Here is a 12,880-nt window from a genome sequence, read left to right on the forward strand (position 1 = left end):
CGTACGCGATCCGTGGCAGGCCCCGATGCGCCGCGCCTTGGCCGAGGCCGAGCGGGCGGCGTCGGCCGGTGACGTACCGGTCGGCGCCGTCGTGCTCGGCCCCGACGGCACCGAACTGGCCGCCGCCCACAACGAGCGCGAGGCCACCGGCGACCCGACGGCCCACGCCGAGATCCTGGCCCTGCGCCGGGCGGCGGAGGCGGTCGGCGAGTGGCGCCTGACCGACTGCACGCTGGTGGTCACCCTGGAGCCCTGCACGATGTGCGCGGGCGCCTTGGTCCAGTCCCGGGTGGCCCGGGTCGTCTACGGCGCCCGAGACGAGAAGGCGGGCGCGGCCGGCTCACTCTGGGACGTGATCCGCGACCGCCGCCTGAACCACCGCCCGGAGGTCATCGCGGGCGTACTGGAGGCCGACTGCGCGAGCCGGCTGACGGCGTTCTTCCGCACGCTCTGAGGACGTACGACCCCGCCGCCGGGAACCGATTTCTGTGCACGCCCCGGGATGGTCTAAGCTCTCTCTCGGTAGCGTGTCCGAGCGGCCGAAGGAGCTCGCCTCGAAAGCGAGTGTGGCGTAACCCGTCACCGTGGGTTCAAATCCCACCGCTACCGCTTCTGACGCCCCCTTGATCGTGGAAACACGATCAAGGGGGCGTTCTGCGTTACGTCGCCGACGGCGCTCGGAGACGGCTCACCACGTGACGACGACCCGCACGATCTTGCCGAAGGGCCGCTCGGCCACACCCCACCGCGAGGCCAGAGCCTCGACGAGGTGCAGCCGTCGCCCACGGACACGCTGATCGGAGACCGGCCGAAGACGGGGCGTCCGCCGCCGGGTGTCATGCACTTCCACGCGGCACCTCCCCGGCGCGGCGGCAACGGAGACCTTGAACGAGTCGCCCGGCTCGGTCCCGTACCGAACGGCGTTGGTCACCAGCTCGCCGGCGCAAGGGCGCGGAGGGCCGGTGAGCGCGCAGGTTCGCCGGCGACGTGCTGGGCTACGTTCGCCCCTGCCAACCGCGGTCCGACTCAGCACGAGCCACTTCGGCGTCATACTGGCGCGCGTCGAAGTGAAGCTCCGGCGGGGGGTGGGGCATGGCGGTGTGGGCAGCCCACGGAACCTCCCAGTCCGACCACCGCACAATCTCCCCGAAGCGCTGGACGACCGCGGTCAGAAATCCGCAGCAGCCACCGGTGCAGTCCGGTTCCCCCAGCTTCAGGCGCCGTGCTTCGCCGGTCGCCCGAAGAGGGCTGGGACCGTCGGATGGCAACGCGTCGGCCGTGTATGGCCCGCGGCCGCCTTCGCCGACTGCTTCCTCGACCACGTCCTCGCCGTTGACCCAGAACCGCAACTGAGCAGCGAAGCGGGGACCCGGCGGCAAGACCTTGATCTCCAAACGATCGAACATCCGACCACCCTATGGAGCACGCTGACACCGGCGCGCGGACCAACTGCGCCTGCCTCCATCCGGCCGACGGGAGGCTCCACGAGGTGTCTCCCGCTCTCATGAACATCGGCCGACCGTGTCCCCGCGCATGCGAGGTGGTCCCTGGCCGAACATGGACGCGGATCGGGGGCGTCAAGCGACGTAGGTATGTCGAGTACCGGGCACCCCTTGCGCCTGCGGCCGCACGAGCCGTCTGGTGCAAGGGGTGCCGTCGCGCGGATCCCGTCGCCGTTCGATCTCGACACCAGCGGCCTCGCCTGACGGACCACGTCGGCGTCAGCGTCAGAAGAGCAGAGGTAGGGAAAGGCCAGATCGGGGGAAGCGGCGTCGGGGGGACAGGCCACTTCCCCCGGGGAGAACAGGGCCTCCAGGCCGGCCGTCGCGGTCAGGGGGAAGTCGCGCGGCGGTGGCCCCGCGGGGAGGGCCTGTTCCGGGTCCTCCGGGTCCTGCCAGGGCCGGAGGGCCGAGGTCCATCCTGCCGGGGTGCTGACCGGCTCGGCCGTGGGCGAAAGGCCCCTATAGGCGGGTCCTAGGGCCTTAAAAGACGCATCAGTGATCGAGAGCGGCTACTGGATACGGCCATACGTGCGGATACAATCTGCCGATCACACGCCCGGCCCAGGCGGCCCTAGGTAGGGCGCACGCGGGTCCGGCGGGTCTACGGGGAGGCAAGGGCAGTGGCGCAGGCAAAGAAGATCGCGCTCTACATAGTGGTGGTCTTCGTGCTGTACTCGATCATCACCTCTCCGACACGGTCCACCGAGCTCGTAGGGGTAGCGTTCGAAAGCGTCTCCAGCGCTGCTCAGAGCGTCGGCGACTTCATGACCGAACTGGTGAAGTAGCGAAACCGTAGGGGTACCGAATGATCCGCCACCTGGTCCTGTTCAAGCTGAACGACGGCGTCGAGCGGGACGATCCGCGGGTCGTCGCCGGGGACCGTGCCTTCCGGGAGCTGGTGGGGCAGGTTCCCGAGCTGGAGTTCTGGGAGTGCGCCTGGAACATCACCGACCGGCCGATCGCGTACGACTACGCCATCAACTCCGCCGTCGCCGACGAGGCCGCCCTCAAGCGCTACATCGAGCACCCGGCCCACCAGGCCGCCGCCGGCCAGTGGCGCGAATTCGCCACTTGGGTGATCGCGGACTATCCCTTCTGATCCTTCCCGCGCGCAGATGCGGGACCTGTTCCGACTGACCCCTCGCCGTTCAGGCGAGGGGTTTCTTCGTGCTTTTTAAACCTTTATGACCTCAACACGGCACTTTGCGGTGCTTGCACACAGTGGACATGTCTTGTGATGCTATGACCGCTTTTGACGGATGAGTTGACCGTAGTTGACCGCGAAGGGGTGGCGTCACCGTGCCGGCCAGTACAGCGCCTCAAGTGCCTCCCCAGTCCGTCCAGCCACCCCAGGGCGCTCCTCAAACTGCCTCCCAGGGCGTCCAGGCCGCCTCCGCCGACGAGATCCAGACCGAAACCCCCGACCCCACCACCCCGCCCGCCAGAACCCGCGGGGCGGACACCAGGGCCCTCACGCAGGTCCTCTTCGGGCAGCTCAAGAACCTGGAGCCCGGCACCCCGGAACACGGCCGCGTCCGGGCCGCCCTCATCGAGGCGAACCTCCCGCTCGTCCGGTACGCCGCCGCGCGCTTCCGCAGCCGCAACGAGCCGATGGAGGACGTCGTTCAAGTCGGCACCATCGGCCTGATCAACGCCATCGACCGCTTCGACCCGGAACGCGGCGTCCAGTTCCCCACCTTCGCGATGCCCACCGTCGTCGGCGAGATCAAACGCTACTTCCGCGACAACGTCCGCACCGTCCACGTCCCGCGCCGGCTGCACGAGCTCTGGGTCCAGGTCACCGGCGCCACCGAGGACCTGACGACCGCTCACGGCCGCTCGCCCACCACCGCCGAGATCGCCGAGCGCCTGAAGATCTCCGAGGACGAGGTGCTCGCCTGCATCGAGGCCGGGCGCTCGTACCACGCGACCTCCCTGGAGGCCGCCCAGGAAGGTGACGGGCTGCCCGGGCTGCTCGACCGGCTCGGTTACGAGGACCCCGCGCTCGCCGGCGTCGAGCACCGTGACCTCGTACGCCACCTCCTCGTCCAGCTCCCCGAGCGTGAGCAGCGCATCCTCCTCCTGCGCTACTACAGCAACTTGACCCAGTCTCAGATCAGCGCCGAACTAGGCGTCTCCCAGATGCATGTGTCAAGGCTTTTGGCCAGAAGTTTCGCCCGACTGAGGTCCGCAAACAGGATCGAAGCGTAACCGGAACGGGTAGACCCTCCAGGGAACGGTTCTGACGGCATAAATGCCCTACACCCCCTGTTTCCAGGGCGGATTCACCGCTGACTTGTCGACATGTCACTACAGCGTGTTGCCGACATGTGACATTCTGCTGGAAGCGCGTTTGCCGCAGCCCCGCCTCCGGTATTCAGGTGGAGGCTGCGTTCCTCCGATGGTCGCGGCCACCGCGACCGTCCGCGACCTCAAGGGGGTGGCATGTCCGCAGAACAGGGCAGCTCGAAGGTGCTCACGCTCACGAAGAGCGTGCCGGCACCCGCCGTGCTCACCAGCTCGCCGGAAGCCATCGACACCCGCACTCTGTCCCGCTCCCTGTTCCTGCGGCTCGCCGCGCTCGGCCCCGCCTCGGGTCCCGAGGGAACGGACAGTCCGGAGCGGACCTATGTGCGGGACACACTCATCGAGCTCAACCTCCCGCTGGTGCGTTACGCCGCGGCGCGGTTCCGGAGCCGTAACGAACCGATGGAGGACATCGTCCAGGTCGGCACGATCGGCCTGATCAAGGCGATCGACCGGTTCGACTGCGAACGCGGCGTCGAGTTCCCGACGTTCGCGATGCCGACCGTCGTCGGCGAGATCAAACGGTTCTTCCGCGACACCTCCTGGTCCGTCCGGGTCCCCCGGCGCCTCCAGGAGCTGCGGCTCGCGCTGACCAAGACCAGCGACGAGCTGGCCCAGAAGCTCGACCGCTCGCCGACCGTCCCGGAGCTCGCCAAGGCGCTCGGTGTCTCCGAGGAGGACGTGGTCGACGGTCTCGCCGTCGGCAACGCGTACACCGCCTCCTCGCTCGACTCCCCCTCGCCCGAGGACGACGGCGGCGAAGGCTCCCTCGCCGACCGCCTCGGGTACGAGGACGCGGCGCTGGAAGGCGTCGAGTACCGCGAGTCGCTGAAGCCCCTGCTGGCCAAGCTCGCCCCGCGCGAACGCCAGATCATCATGCTCCGGTTCTTCGCCAACATGACCCAGTCGCAGATCGGCGAGGAGGTCGGCATCTCCCAGATGCACGTCTCCCGCCTCCTCACCCGCACCCTCGCCCAGCTGAGGGAAGGGCTCATCTCCGACTGAGCCGCGCAGGAGGGTTCTGATTTGACGGAGCGTCAGACACACTGGCGCGATGCGACGTCGGATACGGCAGACCCGTCACACCTTCGGTCCGTACGGCCGCCGAGGCACCTTGATCGTCGCCTCGGCGGCCTCACTGTGTCTGAGCGGTGGCCTTCTGACCGGTTGCGGAGGCGGATTAGACGGAGAGGGTTACGCGGCGGTGGGCGCGGCCGGCGGCGGGGCCGAGCGGTCCGGGGCTTCCGGGCCGTCGGGGCCCTCGGGCAAGGTGACGCTGGTTCCGTTGGACGGTGACGACCGTACGGGTGGCGGTGAGGACGGAGCCGGGCCGCGGAGTCCCGTACTCCCTTCGGCTCCTGCCGGTGAGCCGCCTGCCGGTGAGTCGCCTGCCGGTAGGCCGTCCGCCGGTAGACCGTCCGGCGGTGGTCCTGGCGTTGCGGATGGGCCTACGGGAGGTCCGGCGGTGCCGGTCACCGGTTCTGGGTCAGGGAGCGGAGCGCGTACGGAGACACCAGGCGGGACCGGGGCCGCCGAGCCCTCGAAGCCGAACCCGAAACCGGCGCCCAAGCCCTCCAAGCCCGGCAGCGGATCCACAGGCGCCCCCTCACCTCCTCCCGCCGGCAAGCCCAGCAAGCCCCCCGCACCGCCCGCGCTCACCCTCAGCGCCCCGCAGCGCGCGCCGGCCGACAAGCGGTGGTGCGAGAAGGTGACCGTGGAGTTCCGCAACACCGGCGGCGCCCCGGCCCGTTCGGGAACCATCACCTTCGCCACGCACATCATCGGCGCCCTCGGTGTCGACTGGGCCACCATCCGGTCCAGCCAGTCGCTGCCCGCGCCCATCGCGGCCGGGGCCAGGCGTTCGGAGACGTACACCGTGTGCGTGGAGTCCTGGCGCGTTCCGCTCGGGATGCGCGTCGAGACCCAGGGCGTCTCCGCCGTGTGGGACTGAGGCCGGAAACGTCCGTGGGGCGGGCAGCGGCCGGAGCCGCCGCCCGCCCCACAGGCGTCTCGGTCGTGGTTCGGTGCGTCAGCCCAGTGCGAGCCACGCCACCGCGCCGAGGACGACGACGACCGCGACGACCGCCGCGATCACCCCGACTCTCGGCCCGGACGAGGTCGCGGCCGGCTGCACCCGGCGCTGCGGCTCGCCCTCGTCGACGAAGGCGCGGAACATCTGCGTGCTGCCCGCCGGATCAGAGGTGCCCTCGGGGCCCGGCTGAGGGGCGTGGGGGTTGTGTGCCATGGGGCAGGACCCTAGCGAACTCGGGCCTTCCGCCCAACCCCCGGGCCGTCCGGCACCCTGCCCGACCAGCGGTGGAGTACGCGGAAAACGGGTCGGAGCGCAAGGAGGCCGCGCTTGACCGGGAACCTACGGAGCCTTTTGCGTTCCTTTACTTCTGCAAGGCCGTTTTCGTTTGCCTGTAGCAACCAACGGCTTCTATGGTTGCCCTAAGCAACAACATAGCCAACTTAGTCATCAGTGCGTTGGGGGGTCCCGGTGGCCGCACGGAGTCGGTACGAGGAACTGGCCCGGCAGCTCAGCGCCGTCGGCGCCGTCAAGCGGGGACTCGCTCGCGCACTGCCTCCCGAGTGTCCCGGCGGCTCCGCCGCCGTGCTGACGCTCCTGGACCGGCACGGCGAGATGCGGATCAGCAGGCTCGCCGAGCTGATGGCCGTGGACCTCTCGGTGACCAGTCGCCACGTGGCCCATGTGGCCGAGCGCGGCTGGATCGAGCGGTCACCGGACCCGGCGGACAAGCGGTCCCGCATCCTGCGGCTGACCCCCGGCGGCCACGCTCAGCTCGACGAGCTGACGCGGCGGACCACCGAGATGTTCGCCCGCAACCTCCAGGACTGGTCCGACGAGGACGTCGGCCGGCTCAACGCGCTGCTGTCCCGGCTGCGTGACAGCTTCGCCTGTCGCGGACCCGGTGGCTGTGCTCCCGGAAGCCACTCCGGCGAGTGCCGGAACGGGCTCGGTGACGACGCGCACACCCGTACACCTGTGTAACAGAAGCAAATACGCACGGATAAGGAACCCCATGGCTACGACCACACCGACCGGTGTGCGGGGCGGCCACGCCAAGCACGGAGGTCATGGAGGCCACGGAGGCCACAGCGGCTCCGGCGCCTCCGACGGCACACCCATGACGCACCGCCAGATCATGGAGGCGCTGACCGGGCTGCTGCTCGGCATGTTCGTCGCGATCCTGTCGTCGACGGTCGTCTCCAACGCCCTGCCCGAGATCATCTCCGACCTCGGCGGTGGCCAGAGCGCCTACACCTGGGTCGTCACGGCCTCACTGCTGGCCATGACCGCCACCACCCCGCTCTGGGGCAAGCTCTCGGACCTGTTCAGCAAGAAGCTGCTGGTCCAGATAGCGCTGATCATCTACGTCCTGGGATCGGTCGTCGCCGGTCTCTCGACCAGCAGCGGCATGCTCATCGCCTGCCGTGTCGTGCAGGGCATCGGCGTCGGCGGCCTCTCCGCCCTCGCGCAGATCGTGATGGCCGCGATGATCGCTCCGCGCGAGCGCGGCCGCTACAGCGGCTACCTGGGCGCGGTCTTCGCCGTCGCCACCGTCGGCGGTCCGCTGCTCGGCGGTGTCATCACCGACACCAGCTGGATGGGCTGGCGCTGGTGCTTCTACGTCGGTGTGCCGTTCGCGATCATCGCGCTCGTCGTGCTCCAGAAGACGCTGAAGCTCCCGGTCGTCAAGCGCGAAGGCGTCAAGGTCGACTGGACCGGCGCGTTCTTCATCAGCGCCGCCGTCTCGCTCCTGCTGGTCTGGGTCACCTTCGCCGGTGACAAGTACGACTGGATGTCCTGGCAGACGTACGTGATGGTCGGCGGATCGGTCCTGCTCGGCCTGATCTTCGTCCTCATCGAGTCGCGGGCCAAGGAACCGATCATTCCGCTGCGCCTCTTCCGCAACCGCACCATCACGCTGGCGTCCATCGCCTCGCTCTTCGTCGGTATCGCGATGTTCGCCGGCACGGTCTTCTTCAGCCAGTACTTCCAGCTGGCGCGCGGCAAGTCGCCGACGATGTCCGGCGTCATGACCATCCCGATGATCACGGGCCTCTTCCTCTCCTCGACCATCTCCGGCCAGGTCATCACCAAGACGGGCCGCTGGAAGGCGTGGCTGGTCAGCGGTGGCTTCCTGGTCACGGCCGGGCTCGGACTGCTCGGCACGATCCGGTACGACACCGAGTACTGGCACGTCGCGATCTACATGTTCGTCATGGGTCTCGGCATCGGCATGATGATGCAGAACCTGGTCCTCGCGACGCAGAACCAGGTCGCTCCCGAGGACCTCGGTTCCGCGAGCTCCGTCGTCACCTTCTTCCGGTCCCTCGGCGGCGCGATCGGCGTCTCGGCGCTCGGCGCCGTCCTGGGCAACCGCGTCACGCAGTACGTCAAGGAGGGCCTCGCCGACCTCGGCCCCGAGGGCGCCAGGCTCGGCCACGGAGGAACGGGCGGCGGAGGCATCCCCGACCTGGACAAGCTGCCCGAGCCGTTCCGGCTGGTCATGGAGGCCGCGTACGGGCACGGCGTCGGTGACGTCTTCCTGTACGCCGCTCCGTGCGCGCTGATCGCCTTCATCGTGACGCTCTTCATCAAGGAGGTCGCGCTGAAGACCAGCGCCGCCAACGACGCCCCGGCTTCGGTCGAGGCTGAGGCGGAGGCTCCCGTTCCCGCCGCCGTCGGCGCCGCCGGGCTCGGCTCCGAAGGCGCGGCCGGGGTCACCTCGGTCGACACGGCCTCCACGGCCGACACCGCCACCTCGTACGCGAACGAAACCGTGCAGGACACCTCGTACGAGAACGTCCAAGGCACGCCCGTACGCGGTGTGGTGCGCGGTGCCGAAGGGGTTCCGGTCGCTCGTGCGGCGCTCACCCTGATCTCGCTGGGCGGCCGTCAGCTGGGACGTTCCGTCGCCCGGGCCGACGGCGGCTACACGCTGGACGCGCCGGGCTCCGGCAGCTACGTCCTGATCGCCTCCGCCGACGGTTTCCAGCCGCAGGCGTCCACGGTGGTCGTCGGCGAGGAGCCGCTGGCCTTCGACATCCTGCTCTCCGGTACGAGCGGACTGGCCGGAACCGTACGGGCCGCCGAGTCCGGTACGCCGGTGGACGGCGCGATGGTCATCGTGACCGACGTACGCGGCGATGTCCTGGCCACCGGTACGTCCGGCCCGACCGGCGAGTTCGCCTTCGGCGAGCTGGTCCCGGGCTCCGTGACCGTGGCCGTCAACGCGGCCGGGTTCCGCCCGCTGGCACTGCCGGTGGAGGTCGGCGGCCAAGGTGTGACCCGTATCGAGGCCGCGCTGCGGGCCGGTGCGCTGGTCCGAGGTGTCGTACGGGCCGGGTCCGGCCGGAGCCCGCTGGCCGACGCCCGGGTCACGCTGATCGACGCGGCCGGCAACGTGGTCGCCACCGCGACGACCGGTGAGGACGGCGCGTACGCCTTCACCGACCTGGACGCGGGCGAGTACTCGGTCATCGCGACCGGCTACCCGCCGGTGGCCGGCGCCGTGACAGTGACCGGTACCGGAGTTGACGGACACGACATCGAACTCGCCCATTCCGGTGAGTGATTGATCCCTCCCTCAGGCGCACGCGGGTGCCTATAAGGATGCGCGTCAACACGTGAAGGGATCGCAAAGGCCCCTGGTCGGACAGCACTTCTTGCGGAGAGGCTGTCGCGGCCGGGTGGAAATGGGCCCCGGAGGTGGGTACGGCAGGCAGGGGACGGCCTGCCGTGCCCGCACCGGGGCCCGACTCATGTGGCCCCCGGGTCATGGAGCTAGGAGAGAGATACGCATGGGACTTCGCGCACACGTACGGACGCGGGACGGCTGGGCGGTCCAGCACGCCGTCGTGACGGTCACCGACATGACCGGCACCCAGGTACTGCGAGCCGCGGCCGACGAGGACGGGGCCGTCCGCACGGACGGGTCCCTGCCGGCCGGCGCGTACACGGTCATCGTCACGGCGGTCGGCTACGCGCCCGCCGCCTCCACCGCGCTCGTCACGGCGAGCGGCCGGATCGAAGGCGGGCAGATCGTGCTGGCCCGCCAGGGCGGGGTGCAGCTGCCGCCGCCGGGCGCCTGGTCGCTCGACCCGGTCCACTCCTCGGTCGGCGCGGTCGCCCAGCACCTCGGGATCTCCAGCGTGCGCGGCCGGTTCACCGACTTCGGTGGCCGCATCGAGATCGGGGACGACGTGGCCCGCTCCCGGGTCGACGCGGTGATCGGCGCGGCCAGCATCGACACCGGCAACGGCATGCGGGACAAGCACCTGCGCTCACCCGACTTCCTGGACGTGGACCGCTACCCGGAGATCACCTACCGCTCCACCGGCCTCGCGCCGGCCGGACCCGACCGCTGGACCGTCCACGGCGAGCTGACCATGCACGGCGTCAACCGGCCCGTCGACCTGGACCTCACCTACCTCGGCACCGGGCCCGACCCGTGGGGCGGGGTGCGCGCGGCCTTCCACGCGACGACCGAACTGCGCCGCGACGACTTCGCCATGAACTACAACCAGGTCGTCCAGGCAGGCATCTCCGCCATCGGGACGACCCTGCGGGTGGAGCTGGACATCCAGGCCGTACAGGGCGACGCGCTGCCCGGATGACCGGATGAGGGACGCGGTGGTTCGCTGCCGGCGGTGGAATCGTGGCCGGTCGTAGGGTGGTCGCCATGGCTACCGACATCGCGACCAACACCGCCGTGGACCTCGACGAGTTGCTGGCGTTCGTCCGGCCCCGGCACCGGGCGATCCTGCTGACCGCCCGGGCCGACGGCCGTCCTCAGGGCTCTCCGCTGACCTGCGGGGTCGACGACGCGGGCCGGATCGTCATGTCGACGTACCCGGAGCGCGCGAAGACCCGGAACGCCAAGCGCGACGAGCGGGTCAGCGTGATCGTCCTCTCCGACGAGTGGGACGGGCCGTGGGTGCAGGTCGACGGTGTGGCGGAGGTGCTCGACGCGCCGGATTCGGTCGAGCCGCTCGTGGAGTACTTCCGGAACATCTCCGGTGAGCATCCGGACTGGGACGAGTACCGGGCCGCCATGGTGAAGCAGGGCAAGTCGATCATCCGGGTCACGCCGGAGCGGTGGGGTCCTGTCGCGACCGGCGGCTTCCCGGCTCATCTGGCGCCGGGCGAGTGACCGGCGTGGTGCCCGGCCCGGAGCTTCTCGCACGGGCGCGGTTGCTCGTCGCGCCCGAGCTGAGTGCCTCTCTCGTACGGGAGCTGGAGCGGATCACCGGGCGGGACGCGGAGCCGTTGGCGGACGAGGTGCCGGGCGGTGGTCCGCTGCTCTGTGTCGGGGCCGAGCTGCCGGGCTCGGTGCGGGCGGTGGAGCGGCTGGTGTGGTTCCACAGCGTCAACGCCGGTACGGATCCGCTGCTCGCCGCCGGGCCGTGGCCGGCCGGAGCACTGCTGACCCGGACCGTGGGACGGATGGGCGAGCGGATCGCGCAGTACGTGGTGGGCTGGGTGCTCGCGGAGTGCCAGTCCGTCCCGGAGTACGTCGGTCAGCACGCCCGCGCCGAGTGGCGCCGGCTCCCGGCGGAGCTGGTCGCCGGACAGACCGCGCTCGTCTACGGGACCGGGCGCATCGGCGGGGCCGTGGCGGGGTTGCTGCGGAGGTGTGGTGTGCGGACGGTGGGAGTGGGCCGCACGGCGTGGAGCGGGCCGCCTCCGGTGGGCTTCGATCGGGTGATCGGCGCGGAGGAGGACGCGGAGGCGGAGGCGGAGGAGCTGGCGGGCGCGCGGTGGGTGGTTGGTGCGCTGCCGTTGACCGGGGCCACGGAGGGTTTCTTCGGGGCGGGGCGGTTCGCGGCGGTGCGGGGTGCCACGTTCGTCAACGTGGGGCGGGGTGCGACGGTGGATCTGGCGGCGCTGGAGGACGCGCTGCGGGGCGGTGGAGTGCGGCGCGCGGTGCTGGACGTGCTGGCGCAGGAGCCGGCCGCGCCCGACGACCCGGTCTGGCGGCTGCCTCGTACGGTGATCACCTCGCACTCCGCGGGGATCACCGCCGACGAGGACGTGGCCGTGGACTTCGCCGCCTGCTGGGAGGCGGTGGCGGCGGGACGACGGCCGGAGCTGGCGGTGGACGTGGGGCGCGGTTACTGAGCGGCGGTCGTCGCGGAGCCCGTACGGTCGCATTTCGCCTCGATGCCCGCGATCAGCAGGTCCAGCGCGAAGACGAAGTCCCGCTCGCGCATCTCCTCCACCGTGTCGCCGCCCCGGGCCGCCATCAGGTCGTCGGAGGACTCGACGATCGCCCGCAGGTGCGGCTGGGCCCGGATCGTGCCCATCGCGTGCCGGTGGTACGCGTCCTCCGTCAGCCCGGTCGCCTCGCACCGCGCCTTGAAGTGGCCCTCGACGGTGCCGAATCCGTACACGAACTGGGAGACCGCCGAGAGCGCGCCCGTCTGCCGCTCCAAGGGCAGGCCGGTGGCCCGGATGACGTCCTGGACGGCGTACGAGAACAGCATCGAGTTCGGTCCGATGTTGAGGAAGGTACCGGCGAGCGGCGAGATCCAGATGTGGCGGACGAGCAGTTCGCGGTAGCTGCGGGCCAGCTCGCGCAGCCGGTCCCGCCAGTCGGCGTCCTCGCGCGGCGGTGCGACCTCCGCGTAGACCGAGTCGAGCGCCAGCTCCAGGAGGTCGTCCTTGGTGTCGACGTACCAGTAGAGGGACATCGCGGTGACGTCCAGTTCGGCGGCGAGCCGGCGCATGGAGAACTTGGCGAGACCCTCGGCGTCCAGCAGCCGCACCGACGCCTCGGTGATCCGGTTCCGGTCCAGGCCGGCCGGCGACTCGGTGCGGCGGTTGCGCGAAGAGGTCCGTCCGTCGAGCCACACGCTGGTCCGTGCAGGGGCCGGCTCAGAGTCTTTACCGGGGGCCGCCTCGGGGTCCTTGCCGGAGCCGTTTCCGGAGTTCGTCCCGGAGTCCTTCACGGGTTTCGTCGCGGAGCCCTTGCCGGAGTCGTTCCCGGAGTTCGTCGCGCGGTCGGACGCGGACACCATGGCGCACTCTCCTCGTCTCGCGG

Annotated in this window: 15 protein-coding genes and 1 tRNA gene; 12 read left to right on the forward strand and 4 right to left on the reverse strand. The window is 70.3% G+C overall.

Going from position 1 to position 12,880, the window contains the following annotated elements; translation table 11 throughout:
- Positions 1 to 25 precede the first annotated feature (25 nt).
- Both tadA and ABZ267_RS31130 read left to right on the forward strand, forming a co-directional pair.
- The gene (gene tadA, locus ABZ267_RS31125; protein ID WP_356753914.1) at positions 26 to 454 is read left to right on the forward strand and encodes a tRNA adenosine(34) deaminase TadA; all 429 of its coding nucleotides are present in this window, start codon (positions 26 to 28) and stop codon (positions 452 to 454) included.
- 67 nt (positions 455 to 521) lie between these two features.
- A tRNA-Ser gene (locus tag ABZ267_RS31130) sits at positions 522 to 609 on the forward strand.
- A 79-nt stretch (positions 610 to 688) separates the two neighbouring features.
- On the opposite strand, the gene ABZ267_RS31135 is transcribed toward ABZ267_RS31130, so the two are convergent.
- Positions 689 to 1,051 (reverse strand): ATP-binding protein, encoded by a 363-nt coding sequence (locus ABZ267_RS31135; RefSeq protein WP_356753833.1) that lies wholly within the window; start codon positions 1,049 to 1,051, stop codon positions 689 to 691.
- Positions 996 to 1,406 (reverse strand): hypothetical protein, encoded by a 411-nt coding sequence (locus ABZ267_RS31140; RefSeq protein WP_356753835.1) that lies wholly within the window; start codon positions 1,404 to 1,406, stop codon positions 996 to 998. The genes ABZ267_RS31135 and ABZ267_RS31140 overlap by 56 nt, the downstream gene beginning before the upstream one ends.
- Before the next feature lie 716 nt (positions 1,407 to 2,122).
- Between ABZ267_RS31140 and ABZ267_RS31145 the strand changes: the two genes are divergently transcribed.
- From ABZ267_RS31145 to ABZ267_RS31165, 5 genes are all read left to right on the forward strand, one after another.
- Complete coding sequence (locus tag ABZ267_RS31145; RefSeq protein WP_356753837.1) at positions 2,123 to 2,287, forward strand: hypothetical protein; 165 nt, start codon at positions 2,123 to 2,125, stop codon at positions 2,285 to 2,287.
- Positions 2,288 to 2,307: 20 nt separating this feature from the next.
- Entirely contained in the window at positions 2,308 to 2,601 is a 294-nt protein-coding gene (locus ABZ267_RS31150) for a Dabb family protein (RefSeq protein ID WP_356753839.1), read from the forward strand.
- Positions 2,602 to 2,801: 200 nt separating this feature from the next.
- A complete protein-coding gene (locus ABZ267_RS31155; protein WP_356753841.1) occupies positions 2,802 to 3,713 on the forward strand; it encodes an RNA polymerase sigma factor SigF in 912 nt (303 codons plus the stop codon).
- Positions 3,714 to 3,947: 234 nt separating this feature from the next.
- A complete protein-coding gene (locus ABZ267_RS31160) occupies positions 3,948 to 4,814 on the forward strand; it encodes an RNA polymerase sigma factor SigF (RefSeq protein WP_015610039.1) in 867 nt (288 codons plus the stop codon).
- A gap of 703 nt (positions 4,815 to 5,517) precedes the next feature.
- Positions 5,518 to 5,760 carry a hypothetical protein gene (locus tag ABZ267_RS31165; RefSeq protein ID WP_356753843.1) on the forward strand — a complete coding sequence of 81 codons (243 nt, stop codon included), beginning with the start codon at positions 5,518 to 5,520 and terminating at the stop codon, positions 5,758 to 5,760.
- Between the two features lie 78 nt (positions 5,761 to 5,838).
- Here the strand turns inward: ABZ267_RS31165 and ABZ267_RS31170 are convergent, their stop codons facing one another.
- Positions 5,839 to 6,054 carry a hypothetical protein gene (locus ABZ267_RS31170; RefSeq protein WP_356753845.1) on the reverse strand — a complete coding sequence of 72 codons (216 nt, stop codon included), beginning with the start codon at positions 6,052 to 6,054 and terminating at the stop codon, positions 5,839 to 5,841.
- Positions 6,055 to 6,309: 255 nt separating this feature from the next.
- Here ABZ267_RS31170 and ABZ267_RS31175 point away from each other — a divergent pair, with 255 nt between their 5' ends.
- The 5 genes from ABZ267_RS31175 to ABZ267_RS31195 all read left to right on the forward strand — a co-directional run bounded on the left by ABZ267_RS31175 (position 6,310) and on the right by ABZ267_RS31195 (position 11,958).
- The gene (locus tag ABZ267_RS31175; RefSeq protein WP_356753847.1) at positions 6,310 to 6,822 is read left to right on the forward strand and encodes a MarR family transcriptional regulator; all 513 of its coding nucleotides are present in this window, start codon (positions 6,310 to 6,312) and stop codon (positions 6,820 to 6,822) included.
- 31 nt (positions 6,823 to 6,853) lie between these two features.
- Positions 6,854 to 9,412, forward strand: a complete 2,559-nt coding sequence (locus tag ABZ267_RS31180; protein ID WP_356753849.1) for an MFS transporter — start codon at positions 6,854 to 6,856, stop codon at positions 9,410 to 9,412.
- Between the two features lie 226 nt (positions 9,413 to 9,638).
- Positions 9,639 to 10,454, forward strand: coding sequence for a YceI family protein (locus ABZ267_RS31185; RefSeq protein WP_356753851.1), 816 nt, complete (start codon positions 9,639 to 9,641; stop codon positions 10,452 to 10,454).
- A gap of 65 nt (positions 10,455 to 10,519) precedes the next feature.
- Entirely contained in the window at positions 10,520 to 10,990 is a 471-nt protein-coding gene (locus tag ABZ267_RS31190; protein WP_356753853.1) for a PPOX class F420-dependent oxidoreductase, read from the forward strand.
- A gap of 5 nt (positions 10,991 to 10,995) precedes the next feature.
- On the forward strand, positions 10,996 to 11,958 hold the full coding sequence (locus tag ABZ267_RS31195; protein ID WP_356753916.1) for an NAD(P)-dependent oxidoreductase: 963 nt from the start codon (positions 10,996 to 10,998) through the stop codon (positions 11,956 to 11,958).
- Here the strand turns inward: ABZ267_RS31195 and ABZ267_RS31200 are convergent.
- The gene (locus tag ABZ267_RS31200; protein WP_356753855.1) at positions 11,952 to 12,857 is read right to left on the reverse strand and encodes a TetR/AcrR family transcriptional regulator; all 906 of its coding nucleotides are present in this window, start codon (positions 12,855 to 12,857) and stop codon (positions 11,952 to 11,954) included. The genes ABZ267_RS31195 and ABZ267_RS31200 overlap by 7 nt on opposite strands.
- Positions 12,858 to 12,880 lie beyond the last annotated feature (23 nt).

Origin of the sequence: Streptomyces sp. NPDC006174 (genome assembly GCF_040614075.1) — a bacterium.
Classification (GTDB): Bacteria; Actinomycetota; Actinomycetes; order Streptomycetales; family Streptomycetaceae; genus Streptomyces.